The sequence below is a fragment of the Alterinioella sp. B-7 genome (assembly GCF_056857775.1).
The window spans coordinates 30888-49727 of sequence record NZ_JBSXNT010000020.1; the positions used below are offsets into that span (position 1 = coordinate 30888).

Genomic DNA, 18840 nt, shown 5'->3' on the forward strand with positions numbered 1-18840 from the left:
ACTGTTGCAAATGGCGCCGGGATACGATTCGCTTGCGGTCAGGCAGATCGGCCCGGGCAGGCAGGGCAAGACCCGGGTTGGAAACAAGACGAGGGGCATGGGCTGATATGAGCGAACCATCGGATCTGGACCAGATCACGGCGCTTGAACACCGGATCACGGCGGCACTGGACCGCATCGCGCAGGGCGTGGCGGCACGCGGCGCGGGTGTGGGTGTGGGGGCGCAGGGCGAAGACGCGGGCGGAGACGCGGGCGAATTGGCCGAACGCGTCGCCGCCCTCAGCGCGGCGCTTGAGGAAACCCAAGGCGCGCTGGCCGCCGAGCAGGCCGCGCATGCCGAGTTGAGCGACCGCCTGCGCGCCGTCGAGGCCGCCCGCAAGGCCGATGCCGACGAGGCCGCGCGCGAGATCGCCAGGGCGAAGGAAAGCGCCCCCGCCATGAGCGAGGCCGATATCGAGACGATGCAGGCGCTGGAGGCCGAGGTCGAGCGCCGCCAGGGCGTCGAAGACGTGCTGCGCCGCCGGATCCAGCGCCTGCGCGAGGAACGCAACGCGCTGCAGGAAGAACGCACCGAGGCGCGCGAGCAACTGGACGAGGTGCAGGGCAAGCTCGACCAGCTCGAGGCGATTGCCGGACCGGGTGGCGGGGCCGACAAGGAACTGACCCGCCTGAGGCAAAGCAACAGTGCGCTGCGCGACACGATCGAGGAAATGCGCGAGGGGATCGGCAATGACGCGGTGGCCAATGGCGACCTGGTGACCGCCGCCCTGGCCGCCGAACTCGAAAGCCTGCGCGCCGAACGGGCCGTTGACGCCGCCGAGGCGCGCGCCATCCTGGCCGAGATACGGCCGGTTCTGGACAAGGAAGGGAGCGGGGCCAATGCCTGAGATCTCGATCAATATCGGCGGGCGCAGCTTTGCCGTCTCCTGCCAACCGGGCGAGGAGCCCTATCTGCAGGCCGCCGCCAAGATGCTGGATACCGAGGCCACCGTGATCCTCGGCCAGATCGGGCGCATGGCCCCGGAACGGATGCTGCTGATGGCGGGGCTGATGCTGGCCGACAAGACCGCCGGGCTGGAAGAGGATCTGCAACGCGCCGAGGAAACCCTGCGCGCCCGTGACCGCAGCCTGGCCGATGCCGAGGACCGGCTGGAACGCCGTGCGCGCCGAATCGCGGAACTGGAAGAGGCGCCGCCGCCCGACCCAGAACAGGTCTCGGTCGCCGTGGTGCCCTCCGCGATCACCGACAGCCTGGCCGAGCTTGCAGCCCGCGCCGAGGCGCTGGCGCTGGAGTTCGAGGACGCGCCCGAGAGCTGATCACGCCCGCGACAGGATCCGCCGCTCGTCTTGCAGCAGCCAAAGCGCTGATGCCAGCCCGACAGAGCAGGTGGCCAGCAGCAGCGCAAGCAGCATCGGGGCCGCGGTCTCGGCGCGCAGGACAAGGCCGGTCGCGGTGCTGAGCGCGGCCCCGCCCGCCACGATCATCGCGCCCGCCAGACCCGCGGCACTGCCCGCCAGATCGGGCCGCACCGACATCAGCCCGGAATGCACCGCGGGCATGGTCAGCCCGTTGCCAAGGCCGACCGTGATCGTCGCGGCGAAATAGCCCAAACTGCCGATCAGCCCCGCCGCATAGGCGATGAGGCCAAGCGTCAGCCCGGTGCAGGCCACGACGCGCCCCGCCAGCACCAGCCGCACCAGCCCCGCCCGCGCGATGATGCGCGACGACACGAAGCTGCCGCAGAAGAACCCCGCCGAGATCGAGCCGAGCACCACCCCGAGGGCGGCGGGCGGCAGGCCGAAGGTGGCGCTTGCGACCAGCGGCGCCCCGGCCAGGAAGACGAAGAAGGCGCCCACGGAAAAGACCGCGCTGATGGCGAAGCCGCGAAACCGGGGCAGTTTCAGCAGCGAACCTATGTCGCGCCCGATGCCGCCAAGCCCGCCCGTGCCGGGGCGATGCGTCTCGTCCAGGCTGCGCCAGGTGACGGCCAGCAGGGTCAGCCCCGCGCCCGTGTAGACCGCGAACCCCGCGCGCCAGCCGACCGTCGCCTCCAGCGCGCCGCCCAGGACCGGGCCGACCATCGGCGCAATGGCCATGGCCATGCCAAGCGTGGCGATGCGGGCGGCGGCAGTGTCGGCGGGATGGGTGTCGCGCAGGATCGCCATCGCCATGGCCGAAAGCGCGATGATCGCAGCCTGCACCATGCGCGCGGCCAGGAGCAGCCAGAGGCTTGTGGCCAGAAGGCAGGTCAGCGAGGCCGCGACGAAGACCGCCAGCGCCACCAGCACCACCGGCCTGCGCCCGACCCGGTCCGAAAGCGGCCCGGCCACGATCTGCACCAGCGCGGTCACGCCCAGGTATCCGCCCACCATCAGGTTGACCGAGGCATAGCTGGCGTCGAATTCCGCCGCGATGGCGGGCAGCGAGGGCACAATCAGGTTCAGCGTCAACAGCGCCAGCCCGGTCATCGCGACCAGCATCGGAAAGGCGGGGGCGGTGGCGGGGGGGCGTGTCCGGGACATGACCGGGCCTCCTCTGCCGACTGTCCGGTCGACGTTAGGTTTGCCCGGGGCTGTCGTCAATTCCGATCTCGGCGCGATGGGCGCCAGGGCCGGTCCTTAACATAATTCAGCCAAGGATGCAGAAACCTGCTATGAGGGACGGGTTGCAATGTCAAAAAGGGGGATCATGACATGCCGACTTTCATCCTGACGGGACGCTATTCTCTGGATGCCGTGCGGGGGCTGATGGCAAAGCCCGAGGACCGGACCGAGGCCGTTTCGGCGGTCGTGTCGGCCGCGGGCGGTACGTTCCTGCATTACTGGGTCACGACCGGCGCGACCGATTTCGTTCTTGTGGCAGAAGCCGACAGGGCCGAAGAGTTTCTGGCCGGGGTCATGACCGCCGCCGCCTCGGGCTCGGTGACGGACCTGACGACCGTGCAGGCGTGGAGTTCGCCTGACTTTGCCAAGGTCGCGGAAAAGGCGGCCGACATGGCCTCTGCATATCGCGCTCCGGGCGACTAGCGCCGAGCAGGCCGGGTCAGCCCCGAGGCAAGAGAACGCCAAGCAGCCGGTCGGCTTCGGCCATCGGGTCGGCCAGCGGGCCGCGATCCTCGCCGGGATGGAACCGGGCGCGGGTGGCGGTGGGCATCGGGGCGGGCTTCAGCAGGTGGACCGCCGGTCCATGGCGCGCGGTCTCGGCCTGCCAACTCTGGATCAGGGCGCGCCCGGCGGCTTTCGAGAGCGCATAGGCCCCGGCGAATTTCTTTTCGATCCGGGTGTCGTCGAAGAACAGGGCCGTGGCGTCATCCGAGGCGGCGATGAGCGGCTCGATCAGCGCTATGGCGCGGGCGAGGGCGCGGATATTGGTGGCGATGTTGGCATCCAGATCCTTGGCGCGGATATGGCCCGCGGGCGTCAGCGCGGTCACGTGAATGGCGGCGTGGACCCAGATATCGGCGCGGCCCCACCTCTCATGCAGCGAGCGGCAGAGATGGGCCAGCGCGTTCTCATCCGTGATGTCCATCGGCGCCAGCGTGGCACTGCCGCCGGCGGCCTGGATCCGGTCGTCGAGATCTTCCAGGCCCCCCACGGTGCGCGCGACCGCGACGACATGGGCGCCGCGTTGCGCCAGCCACAGCGCCGAGGCCGCGCCGATCCCGCGTGAGGCCCCAGTGACAAGGGCGATGCGTCCATCGAGAGGTTTCTTGCTCATGGCCGCGTGATGGCCGGTTTGGCGCGGCTTGGCAAGGGGGCAAGCGGCTTGACTTTGGCGGTGCCGCTGGTGAGAACAAGGGCCAATGGAAACCTCCAATCAGAGACAGAGGAGACGCGCATGAGCCGCGACATGACTTTGAGCCAGGCCGTTACCGGATCCACCAGCCTGTTGAAACAGGTGCTGATGGTCGCGGGCGGCACCGCCTTCATCGCGCTGGCCGCGCAGATCTCGGTGCCGATGCTGCCGGTGCCGATGACCTTGCAGACGCTGGCCATCTTGATGGTGGGCTTCACCTTCGGCGCGCGCCTCGGGGCGGCGACGCTGATCGCCTATCTCGCCGAGGGCGCGATGGGGCTGCCGGTCTTTGCGAACGGCATGAACGGCGTCGCCTTCGCGGGGCCGACCGCCGGTTTCCTTGTGGGCTTCGTCGGCATGGCCTGGGCCGCCGGTTGGGCCGCCGAGCGCGGGCTGGCGCGCGGGTTTGTCGGCACGGCGCTGTCGGCTATCGTGATCTCGGCGCTGCTCTATGTGCCGGGCCTGGCCTGGCCCGCGCTGGTGGCGGGCGCCACGGGTGTCGAGGCCGGGTGGGTCGCCCAGGGCAGTGGCTTCTACTGGACCTGGTTCGTCGCGCCCTTCCTTCTGGGCGATGCGGTCAAGGCCGTGATCGCGGCGCTTCTGGTTGCGGGCGGCTGGAAGGCCCTGTCGGCGCGCTGAGCCACAGGGGTTTGAATTGAAACGCCGCCCGGGGGGGAGCCTCGGGCGGCGTTTTCTTTTTGGGATTGCGCTGCCTTCGGCATCGCTCCGCGCCTCCTCCGGCCCTTGCGGGCCGTCCTCGGCGCGGGGGGCGCATCACTGGAGATGATGTGTATGGTGGGCCCGTTGCGCTGCCTCCGGCGGGGATATTTGCGGAACAAAGAAGCGGTCGGGTCAGTCTTCGTGCAACCGGGCCAGCGCCGTTTCGCAGAGGCCGAGATCCAGCCATTGGCAGCCCTGACAGAGGGTTTGCAAATCGCCGGGCTGGACATGTTTGCGGATGCGGGCCTGCGCCTCGCCCCATGTCAGGCGCTCATGCGGGGCAAGGCGCAGGGCGCGCGCATGGGCGCGGTCGAGCCGGGAGATGGAGGTCTGCTCGGTACACAGATTGCCGCGCCGCTTGGGGCAGGGGGCGCAGATGTCGTCGGCATGCCCGGTGACCTGAATCGGCGTTGCGTCGCCGTCGGGGGCGCGCAGGCGGTCCACGACGATGGCCGACATGTTGGCGGTGAAGCCGTCCGAATAGCCCTTGCCCTGGTAGCCGAGCGCGCAGAGGAAATGATGCGGGCGGAAGCGCAGCACGGGCGGCTACTCCGCCGGTTCGCGCATCTCGAAGCCCTTGGCGACCATGTCCGAGGGCTGCACCGGGTAATCGCCCGAGAAACAGGCATCGCAATATTGCGGGCAGGCATTGTCGCGGCCCTTGGCCTCGCCGACGGCACGGTAGAGCCCGTCGAGCGAGATGAAGCGCAGGCTGTCGACGTTCAGGTGGCGGCGCATTTCTTCCTCGGACATGGTCGAGGCCAGCAGTTTCTCGCGCTCGGGCGTGTCGACGCCGTAGAAGCAGGGCCAGGCCGTGGGGGGGGAGGCGATGCGGAAATGGACCTCTGCCGCGCCTGCATCCAGGATCATCTCCTTGATCTTGCGGCTGGTGGTGCCGCGCACGACCGAATCGTCGACCAGGATCACCCGCTTGCCCCTGATCAGCGCCCGGTTGACATTGAGCTTGAGGCGCACGCCCATGTTGCGGATCTGTTCGGTCGGCTCGATGAAGGTGCGGCCCATATACTGGTTGCGGATGATCCCCATCGCGTAAGGGATGCCGCTTTCCTGGGAATAGCCGATGGCCGCGGGCGTGCCGCTGTCGGGCACGGGGCAGACGAGATCGGCCTCGACTGGGGCCTCGCGCGCCAGTTCCACGCCGATCTGGCGGCGGGTTTCATAGACGGACTGGCCGTTCAGGATGCTGTCGGGACGCGAGAAATAGACATGCTCGAAGATGCAGAAGCGGGGCCTTGCGGGCTCGAACGGCATGAAGCTCTCGATGCCCTTGGGCGAGATCACGACCATTTCGCCGGGCTCCACCTCGCGGATGAACTCGGCCCCGATGATGTCGAGCGCGCAGGTCTCGGATGACAGCACCCAGCCGTCGCCCAACCGGCCCAGGACCAGCGGGCGCACGCCGAGGCGGTCGCGCACGCCAATCAGCTTGGTGCGCGTCATGGCCACGACCGAGAACGCGCCCTCGACCCGGCGCAGCGCGTCCTTCATGCGTTCGGGGATGTTCTTCTGGTAGCTGCGCGCCATCAGGTGGATGATACATTCGCTGTCAGAGGAGCTGTGGAAGATCGAGCCGCGCCCGATCAGGTCGCGGCGCAATTCCTCGGCATTGGTGATATTGCCGTTATGGGCCAGGGCGGCCCCGCCCATCGAGAATTCGCCGAAGAAGGGCTGCACGTCGCGCAGCTGCGTCTGGCCCTTCGATCCGGCGGTGGAATAGCGCACATGGCCGATGCCGATCGAGCCCGGCAGCGTCTCCATCAGCTTGGCGGAGGTGAAGTTGTCGCGCACATAGCCGAAGCGGCGGGCCGACTGGAAGCCGTGATCGGGGTCATGGGTGACGATGCCGCCCGCCTCCTGCCCGCGATGTTGCAGGGCGTGGAGGCCCAGGGCCACGAAATTGGCCGCATCGGAAACACCGACCACGCCGAAAACGCCGCATTCCTCCTTGAGCTTGTCGTCATCGAAGGGATGGCTATGGAACGGGGTCATCTCGGCACGCATGGGGGCAGGGTCCACGTCTGGGGCGATTCCCCGGAGCTATAGAGAAGCGGCCCCGCAAAGTCACCCACATGCGCGCGGGCCCCGGCGGAATATCGGCGCGGCGTTGCGCTCAGGTGGCCATGGGCAGGATCAGGAGCGCGGCCAGCACGCTCACCGCGGCGAGGGCCAGCGCGGGCAGGCGGGACGTGGTGCGGCGGGCCAGGCGATGCGCCTCTTCGCTGCGCATCCGGCGGCCACGGGCCATGTAGCGGGCGGTGTCGATGGAGCCATCGGGGCGGGTGTGGATCGGGGTGCGGGTCATCGGGGCGGTCCTTCTGATTGGGTGAGATCACCATGACAGGGCTGCGCGCTCCGCGCTTGAAGGGGGCCTTTAGAAAGCCTTGGGATGGGCTTCTATTTCGCCCCAGACCCCTCTCTTTCCTTGAGAAACCGCGGGTCCGGTGCGCATCATGGGCGCATGATCTATCGTTTCGGCCCTGCTGAGTTGGATACGGACCGCTACCGGCTGCGTGTGGCGGGAAAGGAGGCGCATGTGGAGCCGCAGGTCTTCGCCCTCATCGCGCTTCTGGCCTCCCGCGCGCCGGATCTTGTGCGTTACGACGAGATCCGGGCCGATGTCTGGCAGGGGCGCATCGTCTCGGACGCGACGGTGGCGGCCCGGATCAGTGCGGCGCGCGCGGCCCTGGGCGATGACGGCAAGCGGCAGGGCGTGATCCGCACGGTGCCCCGGCGCGGTTTGCAGATGGTGGTGGAGGTCGTCACGGACGGCGGCGCAATCCGCCCGGTGCCGCCCGCGGGTCAGACCATCCGCTACACCACCTCGCGCGATGGCACCGCGATTGCCTGGGCCGAACTGGGCGAGGGGCCGCCGCTGATGCGGGGCGGGCATTGGCTGAGCCATCTGGAACACGATCTGTCCAGCCCGATCTTCGGGCCGCTTCTGCAACGGCTGGCGCGCGGGCGGCGGCTGATCCGCTATGATCCGCGCGGCACCGGGCTGTCGGAACGCGATCTGGACCTGAGCCGCGTCACGGTCGAGGATCTGGCCGATGACATGGAGGCGGTGGCCGATGCCGCCGGGATCGACCGGTTCCCGGTCTACGCCATTTCCCAGAGCGTCCCGGCGGCGCTGGTCTTCGCCGCGCGCCGCCCGGACCGGGTCGCCCGGATGATCCTGAACAACGGTCTGGTGCGTGGCTCGACCGCGCGGGGGGAGGGTGAGACAACCGAGACCATGGTGGCGATGATCCGCGCCGGCTGGGGCGTGGCGGGCAGCCCGTTCATGAAGGCGGTGGCGACGCTCTTCGCGCCGCGATCTACCGTTGAAGAACTGGACAGCCTTGTCGGGCTGCAAGCGGTCTCGGCCACGCCCGGCGCCGCCGCCGAGCTGCGCCGCGTGATCGGGGACATCGACGTGACGGGTATCCTGGGCGATGTGACCTGCCCGGTGCTGATCCTGCATTGCGCGGGCGATGCGATCCAGTCGCCGGAGCAGTCCAAGCTGATGGCACGGAGGATCCCGAATGCCACGTTTCACCTCTGCGACTCGCCCAATCACATGGTGGTGCCCAGTGATCCGATCTGGGCCGACTGCCTGGATGCGTTCGACCGGTTCCTGGAGGATGCGGCCCCGGTCTGAACGGTTGCCTGCACCTGGCCCCTCGGATTAGCGTGTCGGCATCCGATTTGATCAGCAAGGACCCGTCATCATGCGTATTATTGCAATTCTCGCCGGGGCCGCGATGGCCGCGAGCGCCTTTCTCAACTGGGTCAGCATGCCTTTCGCGGGCGGCTTCACCCCCTATGACGCGCTGCGCCCGGCGCTTGGCCCCGATGCACCGCTGGAGGTGCTGCTCTATGCGGGCACCTTTGCGCTTGGCGGGCTGGCGGGGCTGGTCGCGCTTCTGTCCACCCCCTCGCGGCTGCTGAATTTCATTGCCGGGGCCGCGCCCTTCGCGCTGGTGGTGTGGAACCAGATGCAGGCGCAGGATGCGCTGGACCAGGTCGGGCTGAGCCTGTGGGACTTCTCGGACGGGATCGGTGCCGCGATGAACCGGATGATGGAGTTCGTCGATATCGGCTTCTACGCCTATTGGGGCGGTGCGGTCCTGCTGCTGATCGCGGCGCTGGCGGGGGGCGGTGGCCGCCGCTATCGCCGCGATGATGCGATCTGACACCGGTTCCGGGGCGGCGCAGGGCCTTCGAATGCCCTGACGAGGCTTTTCGAAAAGCCTCGCGCGCCCCGTCCGGGGTTACTCCGCGACCACCGGGTCGCAGCTGTTCACCAGTTCCTCGTAGCGCTGCACGATCCAGCCGGGCGCGTCCGAGGGGATGTTCTCCTCGATCGAGCCGGTGATTGACTGGAACACTTCCGCAGAGCGGCTGTCCGAGATCACCTCGATGGGCTCGTTGCCCACCACGCGGTCATAGGCGATGAGCGCGACCGCCACCAGGAGCACGCCGCGCGCGACACCGAAGAGGAAGCCGAGCCCCGCATCCAGGCCGCCGACCGCCGAGCGCTGCACGGCGGAGGAAAAGAACGGCGTGAAGAGCGAGATGATCACCAGCGCCAGCGCGAAAACGGCGGCAAAACCGGCGATCACCGCCAGCTCGCAGGATCCGTTGAGGAAATCGCCCAGGTAGGGCACCTCGAACATCAGCTCCTTCGCCTGCGGGGCGAAGATGAAGGCCACGATCGCCGCCGCGATCCAGCCCAGGATCGACAGCGCCTCGCGCACGAAACCGCGCGAATAGGCCAGGATGGCGGATATCACGATGATACCGGCAACGACCGCGTCAAATAGGGTGAAGCCTTCCATATCGGCCCTCTCGTTCTTGTTTGGCGGGTCTCAGCCCGCGCCGAATATATCGCCAGTGAACCGGGTCAGGTCCGGCATCAGTTTCAGATCCATACCAGCCCCGTCGGATATTTTGCATCCCTCGGGCGCGATAGCCGATGAAAAACCAAGTTTCCGGGCCTCTTTCAACCTGTTTTCGGCCTGAGCCACCGGACGCAGCGCGCCAGAGAGCGAAAGTTCCCCAAAAACCACGGATGTGGCGGGCAGGGCGGCGTCTTCGCGTGCCGAAAGCAGCGCGGCGGCAACGGCCAGGTCGGCGGCGGGTTCCGAGATGCGCATGCCGCCCGCGATGTTGAGGTAGACGTCGAGCCCCTGGAAGCTGATGCCCACCCGTGCCTCCAGTACGGCCAGGATCATCGAAAGCCGCCCGCCATCCCACCCCACGACGGCGCGGCGCGGCTGGCTGAGCGACGACGGCGCGACCAGCGCCTGCACCTCGACCAGCACGGGACGGGTGCCCTCCATGCCCGCGAAGACGACCGATCCCGGCGCCCGTTCATTGCGGTCGGAGAGGAACAGGGCAGACGGGTTCGGCACCTCGGCCAGGCCCGCGCCGGTCATCTCGAACACGCCGATCTCATCGGCCGGGCCAAAGCGGTTCTTGACGGAGCGCAGGATGCGGAACTGGTGGCCGCGCTCGCCCTCGAAATAGAGCACGGTGTCGACCATATGCTCGACCACGCGGGGGCCCGCGATCTGGCCTTCCTTGGTGACGTGCCCCACCAGCATGACCGAGGTGCCGCTGCGCTTGGCAAAGCTTGTCAATTCATGCGCCGAGGCGCGGACCTGCGCGACAGAGCCCGGCGCGCTTTCGACGGTATCCAGCCACATGGTCTGGATGGAATCGATTATGGCGAGATCGGGCTGTTCCCTGTCCAACGTGGTCAAGATGTCGCGCAGATTGGTCTCGGCGGCGAGTTTGACCGACGCATCGGCCAGACCCAGGCGCCGCGCGCGCATCCGCACCTGGGCGGTGGCCTCCTCGCCCGAGACATAGATCACCTTGAGCCCTGCGCGCGCGAAACTGGCGGCGGCTTGCAGCAGAAGCGTCGATTTGCCGATACCGGGATCGCCGCCGACCAGGGAGGCCGAGGCTGCGACCAGCCCGCCCCCAAGGACGCGGTCGAGTTCCGCCATGCCCGAGCCGACGCGGGGCGGCGGGGCCTCTTTCGTGGCAAGGTCGGTCAGCGCCATGCCCTTGCCCTTCATGCCGCCAAGCCCGCGGCCCTTGGGACCGGTCGAAAGCGGCTGTTCCTCCTGCACCGTATTCCATTCGCCGCAGCCCTCGCAGCGCCCTGTCCATTTGCTGTGAACGGTGCCGCAATTCGCGCAGATGAAACGGGTGACGGGTTTGGCCATTGCGTTGGCTTAGCCCAGGTGCCCGCGCTTGACCAGTGCGCCCGTGGCAAGGCTGATGGCAAGCGAGATGAGCGTGCAGGCAGTGAAGAGCCAGAGGCCCCAGGCGGTCTCGACCCGGCCAAGCCCCACGCCCTTTACCAGCAGGATATAGAGCGCGATCAGGAACACATCGGCCATGGCGAACTTGCCCATCACGGTGAAACCGGTGAGCAGGCGCGAGGGGGCCTGGCCGAAATGGATCAGGACAAGGCCGAGCGTCTTCACGATCGGGGCGGCGATGGCGAAAAGGGCGACGAGGCTGGCCAGCAGGATATCCTCGCCCCAGAGCGTCGCGATGCCGGAGAGGATCGAGATCTCGTCGAGCGCGAAGAAGGGCAGGAGCCCCGCGCGCATCAAGGGCGCCTGCCAGGAGATCGGGTAGAGCACCAGCAGGGCAAGATTGGCGAGGGCGAGCAGCTTCAAGGTCATGTGGCGGGGCCGGGGTCACCATGCGGGGATCTGGGGGGCATACGCACCCCCTTTACCCCGCCCGGCCATGCCGAAACAAGGTGAGGGGCGCTCAGGCCCCGGCGGCCATCCGGTTATGCTTGCGCGCAACGTAATCCTTGGCCGTCTCCACCGCCACGGCGGCATCGCGGCAATAGGCGTCGGCGCCGATGGCCTTTCCGAATTCCTCGTTCAGGGGGGCGCCGCCGACCAGCACGATATAATCCTCGCGGATGCCCTGTTCGATCATGGTGTCGATCACGACCTTCATATAGGGCATGGTCGTGGTCAGAAGGGCCGACATGCCCAGGATGTCGGGCTGCTCGGCCTCCAGCGCCTCGAGGTAGTTCTCGACCGCGTTGTTGATGCCCAGGTCCACCACCTCGAAGCCCGCGCCCTCCATCATCATCGAGACCAGGTTCTTGCCGATATCGTGGATGTCGCCCTTGACGGTGCCGATCACCATCTTGCCCACGCGCGGCGCGCCGGTTTCGATCAGAAGCGGCTTGAGGATCGCCATGCCCCCCTTCATCGCGTTGGCGGCCAGCAGCACCTCGGGCACGAAGAGGATGCCGTCGCGGAAATCCTTGCCGACGATGGTCATGCCGCCGACCAGCGCCTCGGTCAGGATGCGGTAGGGCTCCCAGCCGCGGTCCAGAAGGATGTTGACGCCTTCCTCGATCTCTTCCTTGAGGCCGTCATAGAGGTCGTCGAACATCTGCTGCACAAGCTCTTCGTCGTCGAGCTCGGACAGGATGATTTCATCTTCATCGGACATGGGTCGGAAACTCCCTGGCTTCGGCATGGGGGTGGCGATTGGGTGATCTTTGGCGTCTGGCCCCGAACCTGACGCGCCGGATTGCGACTTGGTTCATGTCGGGACCGACCTTGGCTTGCATATGTTCCGGTTTCGTTCCAGAATGGCGCAATGCAGCGAAACGACAAGATAGTGCGCGGGCGCGGGGCGGGTTCGAACCCGCCGGGCCGGTTCGAGCCGCTGACAGCGGAGGCGGTCGATGACGGCTGGCCGCGGACCGAGGAGGCGGTGACGCTGCGCACGGAAACACGGGCCGAGAGGCCGCGCCGCGTGATCACGCGCAACGCCTCGCCCGACCTGGGATTTGACCGCTCGATCAACCCGTTCCGGGGCTGCGAACATGGCTGCATCTACTGTTTCGCACGGCCCACCCATGCCTATCTGGGGCTGTCGCCGGGGCTGGATTTCGAGACGCGACTGGTGGCGCGGCCCGAGGCACCCGAGGTGCTCCGGCAGGAGCTGTCGCGGCGCGGCTACAAGGTCGCGCCGATCGCCATCGGCACCAAAACCGACCCCTATCAGCCGATCGAGCGCGATCTGGGCGTCATGCGCGGCATCCTGGAGGTGTTGCAGGAGTTCCGCCATCCGGTCGGCATCGTCACCAAGGGCGTTCTGGTCGAGCGCGATATCGGATTGCTGGCGGAAATGGCCGCCGACGGGCTGGCCAAGGTCGGCATCTCGGTCACGACGCTGGACCCCGAACTGTCGCGCAAGATGGAGCCGCGCGTGCCCGCGCCCGCGCGTCGCCTCAAGGTGATCGAGCGGCTGGCGGCAGCGGGGATTCCGGTCCGGCTCATGGCCTCGCCGATCATCCCCGGCCTGACCGATCACGAGATCGAGCGGCTGGTGCAGGCCGGCGCCGAGGCGGGGGCGAGGGCGGCCAGCATGATCACGCTGCGCCTGCCGCTCGAGGTCGGGCCACTGTTCCGCGAGTGGCTGGAGACGCATATGCCGGACCGCGCGGGCCGCGTCATGGCGCGGGTGCGCGAGATGCAGGGCGGCAAGGCATACAGCAGCGAATACGGCACGCGGATGACGGGGACCGGCGTCTATGCAGACCTGCTGCAAAAGCGGTTCGCGCGGGCGCGTCGGGCGCATGGGCTGGCAAAGGAACTGCCGCCGCTCAGATGCGACTTGTTCGCGGTGCCGCTGGTGCGTGGCGATCAGTTGAGCCTGTTCTGAGGGTGGGGCAAGAGCCTTCGAAGGCTCTTGCCGATCTCTTCGAAGAGATCGGATTGCGCGCGTTGGTGGGGGGCTCAAGGCCTTCGAAGGCCTTGGCCTGCCTTTTCGAAAAGTCAGGCCCCCGTCATTCGAGGATGCGCACGGGTTCGGCGTTGCAGAAGACGACCACCTGCCCGCCATTGAGAACCGCGCGGTAGCCGCGCCGCTTGATCTCGCTGGTGAACACCTCCCACCCGACGATCCGCTCCACATCGCGGGCCTTGCGGCGCACGACACCGCCTTCCGCGGCGGCGCGGGACGAGAAAAGATGCGTAACCCAGATCTCGGGGTCGATGACATCGGGTTTCGAGCGGCGCGGAGGTGGGGCAAATATGTCTCGCATGAGGGCAACATTGCCGTCGCCTCGGTCAATATCCGGTGAATCTCTCAGCCCCGCGCGCGGCGGCGGCTGGTCCGGGCGCGGGTCGGGCCTGCCCCGTCGGTGCCGTCGCTGTCGGAGGAAAACGCGCCAAGCGTTGCCGCGATCTTGTCCAGGGTCGGGGCGGGGCCGGGGGGCGTGTCTTCCAGCGCCTTGCGCATCCGGCGCAGATGCTCGGTCTGGGTGCCGCAGCAGCCGCCGATGATGCGCGCGCCGCAATCGCGGGCCAGCACCGCGTATTGCGCCATCAGATCGGGCGTGCCGTCATAGTGGATGTGGCCATCGACATATTTCGGAATGCCCGCATTGCCCTTGGCGATGATCGGGATCTCGACGCCCGAGGCGCGAAAACCGAGCGCGGTGCGCAACAGGTCCGACGCGCCGACCCCGCAATTCGCGCCATAGGCCAGCGGCTTATGCGCCAGCCCGTCCACCATCGTCGCCATATCGGCCGAGGTCAGCCCCATCATGGTGCGGCCCGCCGTGTCGAAGCTCATCGTGCCGCACCAGGGCATCTCGGCCAGGCGCGCGGCCTCGGCGGCGGCCTTGTATTCCTCGGCGGCCGAGATCGTCTCGACCCAGAGCACATCGGCCCCGCCCGCCTTCAGCCCCTCGGCCTGTTCGTGGAACATCTCGACCGCGCCCTTATAGGTCAGGCTGCCCATCGGCTCCATGATTTCGCCGGTGGGCCCCATCGAGCCCGCGACCACCACGTCGCGCCCGGCCTTGTCGGCCACCTCGCGCCCGATCCCGGCGGCGGCCTCGTTCAGCTCGAACACCCTGTCTTGCGCGTCATGCAGCTTGAGCCGCGCGGCGGTGCCGCCGAAACTGTTGGTCAGGAAGATGTCGGAGCCCGCATCGACCGCGCCCTGGTAGAGCGTTGCCACCCGGTCGGGATGATCGGTGTTCCAGATCTCGGGCGAGTCGCCGGAAGATAGCCCCATGTTGAACAGCGTCGTGCCGGTGGCCCCGTCGGCCATCAGCCACGCGCGGGTGTCAAGCAGTCGGGACAGGAGGTCGGACATGCGCAGTAGGGCCTTCTTGCTTGGGGCAGCGTCGCTGCCGGGTGTGATCGCTCAATGCGCGCGGGGCAAGTTCATATTGCGCATAATGATCATGAGGCGCGGACCGGGATGCAGAATGCCGCCCCGAGGCGGCATCCGATCACCTTGCGGGCACAGTCGCCCGGTCAGGCTTCCTTCATGATCTGGCGCTTGGCCTCGATCATCAGCTCGGCCATCTTGGCGCGGATCTGCTCGTCGCTGGCCTTGTCGCCCAGATCGCCCTTGAGCTTGCGCACGACATCCTCGTGGCCCGCTTCCTCGAAATCGGATTTCACGACCTCGATCGCGTAGGCATTGGCCTCGTCGCCGGATTTGCCCAACAGATCGGCGGCCCAGAGACCGACCAGCTTGTTGCGCCGCGCCTCGGCCTTGAAGACCATTTCGGCGTCATGGGCGAATTTGTTCTCGAACGCGTTCTCGCGGTCATCGAAGGTGGTCATCTTGGGGGCTCTCCTTGCGGGCATGGGCTGCGTTGCCTTCCAAATAATCGGCAAGCGGGGGCGCATTCAAGTGCCGACTTGGCCCGGAGGTTTCCTGCTGGATCGAATCGCGGGCCCGGCATTACTCTGGCGGGACTTTGATTGACAAGGTTTTCACAGCTCCAGGACGGTCCCATGATCCGCCATTTCCCCCTCATCGCCGCCTGTCTTGTCGCAGGCGCAACCGCCACATTCGCGCAAGACACGTTCTCGGAGATCGGCACCGGGCAATACCTGGCCCCGCTGGACATGGCGCCGTTCCAGGATGACACCTGGCAGGGCTATGAGCAGGAGGGCTGGTACGTGCTGGAGAACCGGACCGATCCCGGCGCGATCCGTTATTATCGCGGCAACGTGATCGGCGATGTCGGCAACGGCCGCGTCCAGGCCAATATCTATGTCCGCAACGATGACGGGCAGGGGCTGGCGGCGGCGGGGCTGATCTTCGATTTCAATGTCGAGACCTCGACCTATGCCGCCTTCCTGCTGGATCATGAAAACAACCCGATGGTCCTGTTGCGCGATGAGGACGGGATGGAGCCGATCTTTGCCGACGCTGACGACCCCGTCGGGCGTGGCGATGGCACCGATGTGCTGGCGGTCCGGTTCCTGGACGGGCGGGCGGAGCTGCTGCTCAACGACGAACCGTTTCTGAACCTCAGCGCCGAGAGCGGTTTTCATTCCTATGCCGGTGTTATCGCCGTCGGCACCGGACGCCATGGCTTCTGGGGCTTCGCGGCGGAGTAGACCCCGCCCCCGCTTTCCTTTCCGCCAGTGTCGGCGTATACGCGCGATGACCCGCCTTGGCGGACCCTCGGGGATTCGGAGTAAGCAGCATATGGCACGGCGCAAGAAGGTCTATGAAGGCAAGGCCAAGACCCTGTACGAAGGCCCGGAACCCGGCACCCTGGTGCAGTATTTCAAGGATGACGCGACCGCGTTCAATGCCGAAAAGCGCGACGTGATCGAAGGCAAGGGGGTGCTGAACAACCGCCTGTCGGAATATTTCATGACCGGGCTGAACAACATTGGCGTGCCCACCCATTTCATCCGCCGCCTGAACATGCGCGAACAACTGATCCGCGCGGTCGAGATCATCCCGCTGGAGGTCATCGTGCGTAACTTTGCCGCCGGGTCCATGGCCAAGCGCCTGGGGCTGGAGGAGGGCACGCAACTGCCGCGCCCGATCATCGAGTTTTCCTACAAGAACGACGACCTGGGCGACCCGCTGGTGCCCGAGGAATATATCATCGCCTTCGGATGGGCGAGCCAGCAGGACCTTGACGACATCGTGGCGCTGGCGCTCAGGGTCAACGATTTCATGTCCGGGCTGATGTTGGGCGTGGGCATCAGGCTGGTCGATTTCAAGATCGAGGTCGGCCGGGTCTATGACGGCGATTTCATGCGCCTCATCGTGGCCGACGAGATCAGCCCCGACAGCTGCCGCCTGTGGGATATCGAGACGGGCCGCAAGCTGGACAAGGACGTGTTCCGCCGCGACCTGGGCGACCTGGCCGACGCCTACACGGAAGTGGCGCGGCGGTTGGGCGTGCTGCCCACGAATAACGGCCCGGTGACGAAGCCGACGCTGATCAACTGAAGCTCCGCGCCCGGGGTTTGGCAGGGGATTTTGAGTATTTGGACCAAGAAGATGGGGGCAGGGTGATGCGTGCGACCGTGACCGTGATGCTGAAACAGGGGGTTCTGGACCCGCAGGGCGAGGCGGTGCGCCACGCGCTTGGCAGCCTCGGCTTTGGCGGCGTCGAGGGCGTGCGCCAGGGCAAGGTGATCGCGCTGGACCTGGCCGAGGGAACGTCGGAGGCCGAGGTGACCGAGATGTGCGAGAAGCTGCTCGCCAACACGGTGATCGAAAGCTACCGCATCGAGATGGGCTGAGGTCCGCGATGAAGGCGGCGCTTCTGACAGGTTATCGGTCGGACCTGGAGATCAGTGATCTGCCCGATCCCGACTGCCCGCGCGATGGCGTGGTGCTGGAGGTTCTGGCCTGCGGCATCTGCCGCTCGGACTGGCATGTCTGGGTCGGGGCCGATCCGGATGTGTCCCTGCCGCAGGTGGGCGGCCATGAATATTGCGGCGTGGTGCGCGCCGTGGGCGCGGATGTGACGCGCTGGCGGGTGGGCGACCGGGTCATCGCGCCCTTCATCCTGGCCTGCGGCGGCTGTGCCGATTGCCAGGCGGGCAATCAGACGATCTGCGCCGATCAGGTGGTGCCGGGGTTCACCGCGCCGGGGGCCTTTGCCGAGCAGATCGCCGTGCCGCGCGCCGATGTGAACCTGACCGCGCTGCCCGAGGGGATGGATCCCGCGCTTGCCGCAGCCCTCGGCTGCCGCGTCACGACGGCCTGGCACGCGCTGACGGGGCGTGCCGCGTTGCGGCCCGGCGAATGGCTGGCCGTCTGGGGCGCGGGCGGGGTCGGTCTGGCGGCGGCGCTGATCGGCAAGGCCCTCGGCGCGCGGGTGGTGGTGGCCGACCTGGTGCAGGAGAAGCTGGACCACGCGCTGAGCCTGGGCATTGATGTCGCCGTGCACGCGGGCGGGGCCGATCCGGTGGGGGAGCTCCGCGAGATCACGGGCGGCGGGGCCGACCTGGCTGTCGAGGCGCTCGGCATTGCACCCACCACGATCAACGCTTTGAAATGCCTTCGCAAACTGGGTCGCATGGTGCAGGTCGGGATGCCTGCGGGCGACCACGCCGCGATGAGGCTGCCCTGGGACGTGGTCTATTCCGGCCAGTTGGCCATCTATGGCACGCGCGGAATGCCCGCCTGGCGCTATCCGTCCCTGCTGTCGCTGATCTCGGGCGGACTGGACCTGTCGCCGATGATCGCGCGGCGTGTCACGCTGTCGGATGTCACAACCGAACTGGCCGCCTTCGACGGCCCCGCCCCGCCGGGGATTGCCGTCATCACGGATTTCACACGCTAGACAAGGATCCCGCCCCATGAAAGCCGCCGTCATCACCTTTCCCGGCTCCAATTGCGACCGTGACCTGAGCGATGCCTTCCGCGCCGCCGGATGCGACGTGACCGAGGTCTGGCACAAAGACAGCACGCTGCCCGAAGACGTCGATATCATCGGTATTCCCGGCGGGTTTTCCTTCGGCGATTACCTGCGCTGCGGGGCCATCGCGGGGCGGTCCCCCGTCATGAAGGCGGTCGCGGATCACGTGCACCGGGGCGGCTATGCGATCGGCATCTGCAACGGCTTCCAGGTGCTGTGCGAAACCGGCCTCCTGCCCGGCGCGCTGATGCGCAATGCGGGGCTGAAATTCACCTGCAAGATGCAAGCGCTGACGGTCGCGACCGGCGACAGCATCTTTACCCGTGGCTATGGCGAAGGCGCCGAGATCTCCATCCCGCTGGCCCATCATGACGGCAATTACGTGATCGACGCCGAGGGGCTGGCCGCGCTCAAGGACCAGGACCGCGTGGCCTTCCGCTACCGGGCCAATCCCAACGGATCGGTTGACGACATCGCCGGGATCCTGTCGGAAAACCGGCGCGTGCTGGGGATGATGCCGCATCCCGAGCGTGTGGTTGACGCCCGCGTCGGCGGCACCGACGGGCGGGCGCTCTTTGCCGGATTGGTCGATGCGCTGGCCGAGGCCTGACGGGCTTGA

Annotated in this window: 24 protein-coding genes; 12 read left to right on the plus strand and 12 right to left on the minus strand. The window is 67.3% G+C overall.

Annotation, left to right across the window (positions count from 1 at the left end; translation table 11 throughout):
• The first annotated feature begins 107 nt into the window (after nucleotides 1-107).
• Together AC13C7_RS02550 and AC13C7_RS02555 are read left to right on the plus strand one after the other, a co-directional pair.
• Nucleotides 108-887 carry a hypothetical protein gene (locus tag AC13C7_RS02550; protein ID WP_446249177.1) on the plus strand — a complete coding sequence of 260 codons (780 nt, stop codon included), beginning with the start codon at nucleotides 108-110 and terminating at the stop codon, nucleotides 885-887.
• Nucleotides 880-1317 (plus strand): cell division protein ZapA, encoded by a 438-nt coding sequence (locus AC13C7_RS02555; RefSeq protein WP_446249178.1) that lies wholly within the window; start codon nucleotides 880-882, stop codon nucleotides 1315-1317. Before AC13C7_RS02550 ends, AC13C7_RS02555 begins: the two co-directional genes overlap by 8 nt.
• On the opposite strand, the gene AC13C7_RS02560 is transcribed toward AC13C7_RS02555, so the two are convergent.
• Nucleotides 1318-2523 (minus strand): MFS transporter, encoded by a 1206-nt coding sequence (locus AC13C7_RS02560; RefSeq protein ID WP_235952587.1) that lies wholly within the window; start codon nucleotides 2521-2523, stop codon nucleotides 1318-1320. It abuts the gene before it with no gap.
• A 171-nt stretch (nucleotides 2524-2694) separates the two neighbouring features.
• On the opposite strand from AC13C7_RS02560, the gene AC13C7_RS02565 reads away from it, so the two are divergent.
• On the plus strand, nucleotides 2695-3027 hold the full coding sequence (locus tag AC13C7_RS02565) for a GYD domain-containing protein (RefSeq protein ID WP_172317673.1): 333 nt from the start codon (nucleotides 2695-2697) through the stop codon (nucleotides 3025-3027).
• Nucleotides 3028-3043: 16 nt separating this feature from the next.
• Here AC13C7_RS02565 and AC13C7_RS02570 read toward each other — a convergent pair whose 3' ends face one another.
• Nucleotides 3044-3718 (minus strand): SDR family NAD(P)-dependent oxidoreductase, encoded by a 675-nt coding sequence (locus AC13C7_RS02570; protein ID WP_172317675.1) that lies wholly within the window; start codon nucleotides 3716-3718, stop codon nucleotides 3044-3046.
• A gap of 120 nt (nucleotides 3719-3838) precedes the next feature.
• On the opposite strand from AC13C7_RS02570, the gene AC13C7_RS02575 reads away from it, so the two are divergent.
• Nucleotides 3839-4435, plus strand: coding sequence for a biotin transporter BioY (locus tag AC13C7_RS02575; RefSeq protein WP_172317677.1), 597 nt, complete (start codon nucleotides 3839-3841; stop codon nucleotides 4433-4435).
• Nucleotides 4436-4648: 213 nt separating this feature from the next.
• Here AC13C7_RS02575 and AC13C7_RS02580 read toward each other — a convergent pair whose 3' ends face one another.
• From AC13C7_RS02580 to AC13C7_RS02590, 3 genes are all read right to left on the minus strand, one after another.
• Nucleotides 4649-5056: a DUF1284 domain-containing protein gene (locus AC13C7_RS02580; protein ID WP_482866514.1), complete on the minus strand. Its 408-nt coding sequence runs from the start codon at nucleotides 5054-5056 to the stop codon at nucleotides 4649-4651.
• A 6-nt stretch (nucleotides 5057-5062) separates the two neighbouring features.
• Nucleotides 5063-6526 carry an amidophosphoribosyltransferase gene (gene purF, locus AC13C7_RS02585; RefSeq protein WP_446117584.1) on the minus strand — a complete coding sequence of 488 codons (1464 nt, stop codon included), beginning with the start codon at nucleotides 6524-6526 and terminating at the stop codon, nucleotides 5063-5065.
• Nucleotides 6527-6647: 121 nt separating this feature from the next.
• Nucleotides 6648-6839 (minus strand): hypothetical protein, encoded by a 192-nt coding sequence (locus tag AC13C7_RS02590; protein ID WP_446117575.1) that lies wholly within the window; start codon nucleotides 6837-6839, stop codon nucleotides 6648-6650.
• Nucleotides 6840-6995: 156 nt separating this feature from the next.
• On the opposite strand from AC13C7_RS02590, the gene AC13C7_RS02595 reads away from it, so the two are divergent.
• Together AC13C7_RS02595 and AC13C7_RS02600 are read left to right on the plus strand one after the other, a co-directional pair.
• A complete protein-coding gene (locus AC13C7_RS02595; RefSeq protein ID WP_482866515.1) occupies nucleotides 6996-8177 on the plus strand; it encodes an alpha/beta hydrolase in 1182 nt (393 codons plus the stop codon).
• A 70-nt stretch (nucleotides 8178-8247) separates the two neighbouring features.
• Nucleotides 8248-8712 carry a hypothetical protein gene (locus tag AC13C7_RS02600; RefSeq protein ID WP_446117573.1) on the plus strand — a complete coding sequence of 155 codons (465 nt, stop codon included), beginning with the start codon at nucleotides 8248-8250 and terminating at the stop codon, nucleotides 8710-8712.
• 78 nt (nucleotides 8713-8790) lie between these two features.
• On the opposite strand, the gene AC13C7_RS02605 is transcribed toward AC13C7_RS02600, so the two are convergent.
• From AC13C7_RS02605 to AC13C7_RS02620, 4 genes are all read right to left on the minus strand, one after another.
• Nucleotides 8791-9357: a CvpA family protein gene (locus AC13C7_RS02605; protein ID WP_172317687.1), complete on the minus strand. Its 567-nt coding sequence runs from the start codon at nucleotides 9355-9357 to the stop codon at nucleotides 8791-8793.
• 30 nt (nucleotides 9358-9387) lie between these two features.
• Complete coding sequence (gene radA, locus AC13C7_RS02610) at nucleotides 9388-10755, minus strand: DNA repair protein RadA (RefSeq protein WP_172317689.1); 1368 nt, start codon at nucleotides 10753-10755, stop codon at nucleotides 9388-9390.
• A 9-nt stretch (nucleotides 10756-10764) separates the two neighbouring features.
• Nucleotides 10765-11223: a paraquat-inducible protein A gene (locus AC13C7_RS02615; protein WP_482866516.1), complete on the minus strand. Its 459-nt coding sequence runs from the start codon at nucleotides 11221-11223 to the stop codon at nucleotides 10765-10767.
• 91 nt (nucleotides 11224-11314) lie between these two features.
• Nucleotides 11315-12019, minus strand: a complete 705-nt coding sequence (locus tag AC13C7_RS02620) for a corrinoid protein (RefSeq protein WP_446117571.1) — start codon at nucleotides 12017-12019, stop codon at nucleotides 11315-11317.
• Between the two features lie 150 nt (nucleotides 12020-12169).
• Here AC13C7_RS02620 and AC13C7_RS02625 point away from each other — a divergent pair, with 150 nt between their 5' ends.
• Nucleotides 12170-13240, plus strand: coding sequence for a PA0069 family radical SAM protein (locus AC13C7_RS02625; RefSeq protein WP_482866517.1), 1071 nt, complete (start codon nucleotides 12170-12172; stop codon nucleotides 13238-13240).
• A 124-nt stretch (nucleotides 13241-13364) separates the two neighbouring features.
• On the opposite strand, the gene AC13C7_RS02630 is transcribed toward AC13C7_RS02625, so the two are convergent.
• From AC13C7_RS02630 to AC13C7_RS02640, 3 genes are all read right to left on the minus strand, one after another.
• Nucleotides 13365-13622: an N-(5'-phosphoribosyl)anthranilate isomerase gene (locus AC13C7_RS02630; protein ID WP_172317695.1), complete on the minus strand. Its 258-nt coding sequence runs from the start codon at nucleotides 13620-13622 to the stop codon at nucleotides 13365-13367.
• 44 nt (nucleotides 13623-13666) lie between these two features.
• Entirely contained in the window at nucleotides 13667-14683 is a 1017-nt protein-coding gene (gene bmt / locus AC13C7_RS02635; RefSeq protein ID WP_446118382.1) for a betaine--homocysteine S-methyltransferase, read from the minus strand.
• A gap of 164 nt (nucleotides 14684-14847) precedes the next feature.
• Nucleotides 14848-15162, minus strand: coding sequence for a DUF1476 domain-containing protein (locus AC13C7_RS02640; RefSeq protein ID WP_482866518.1), 315 nt, complete (start codon nucleotides 15160-15162; stop codon nucleotides 14848-14850).
• Nucleotides 15163-15336: 174 nt separating this feature from the next.
• Between AC13C7_RS02640 and AC13C7_RS02645 the strand changes: the two genes are divergently transcribed.
• The 5 genes from AC13C7_RS02645 to purQ all read left to right on the plus strand — a co-directional run bounded on the left by AC13C7_RS02645 (nucleotide 15337) and on the right by purQ (nucleotide 18831).
• A complete protein-coding gene (locus AC13C7_RS02645) occupies nucleotides 15337-15948 on the plus strand; it encodes a hypothetical protein (RefSeq protein WP_482866519.1) in 612 nt (203 codons plus the stop codon).
• 91 nt (nucleotides 15949-16039) lie between these two features.
• Complete coding sequence (gene purC, locus AC13C7_RS02650) at nucleotides 16040-16801, plus strand: phosphoribosylaminoimidazolesuccinocarboxamide synthase (protein ID WP_172317703.1); 762 nt, start codon at nucleotides 16040-16042, stop codon at nucleotides 16799-16801.
• Nucleotides 16802-16866: 65 nt separating this feature from the next.
• A complete protein-coding gene (purS, locus tag AC13C7_RS02655; protein ID WP_482866520.1) occupies nucleotides 16867-17097 on the plus strand; it encodes a phosphoribosylformylglycinamidine synthase subunit PurS in 231 nt (76 codons plus the stop codon).
• An 8-nt stretch (nucleotides 17098-17105) separates the two neighbouring features.
• On the plus strand, nucleotides 17106-18146 hold the full coding sequence (locus AC13C7_RS02660) for an alcohol dehydrogenase catalytic domain-containing protein (RefSeq protein ID WP_482866521.1): 1041 nt from the start codon (nucleotides 17106-17108) through the stop codon (nucleotides 18144-18146).
• A gap of 16 nt (nucleotides 18147-18162) precedes the next feature.
• Nucleotides 18163-18831, plus strand: coding sequence for a phosphoribosylformylglycinamidine synthase subunit PurQ (purQ, locus tag AC13C7_RS02665; protein WP_482866522.1), 669 nt, complete (start codon nucleotides 18163-18165; stop codon nucleotides 18829-18831).
• The last annotated feature ends 9 nt before the right edge of the window (nucleotides 18832-18840 follow it).